Source organism: Bradyrhizobium uaiense (assembly GCF_010811875.1).
In the GTDB taxonomy this organism is placed as follows: domain Bacteria; phylum Pseudomonadota; class Alphaproteobacteria; order Rhizobiales; family Xanthobacteraceae; genus Bradyrhizobium; species Bradyrhizobium uaiense.
The window spans coordinates 1-214 of record NZ_VKHP01001254.1; the positions used below are offsets into that span (position 1 = coordinate 1).

Genomic DNA, 214 nt, shown 5'->3' on the forward strand with positions numbered 1-214 from the left:
CGCCATCCGAGGATCAGCGAGCGGTTGTTGAACGGGAACGTCAGGTCATGCGGCTTGTTGAGCTGCTTGACCGGAGTGACCGTGCGCAAATAGGCGTAGATCGCGTCGCTGTCCTCGCGCGTCACCTGGGTATAGGAGGCGAACGGCATCGCCGGATAGACCAGGCCGCCATCGGGGAAGCGGCCACTGTGCATCATCTGGTAGAATTGATCCG

Annotated in this window: 1 pseudogene; it reads right to left on the reverse strand. The window is 61.2% G+C overall.

From position 1 onward, the window contains the following. Positions 1–214, reverse strand: a pseudogene (locus tag FNJ47_RS49520) (cytochrome c); the annotation flags it as partial.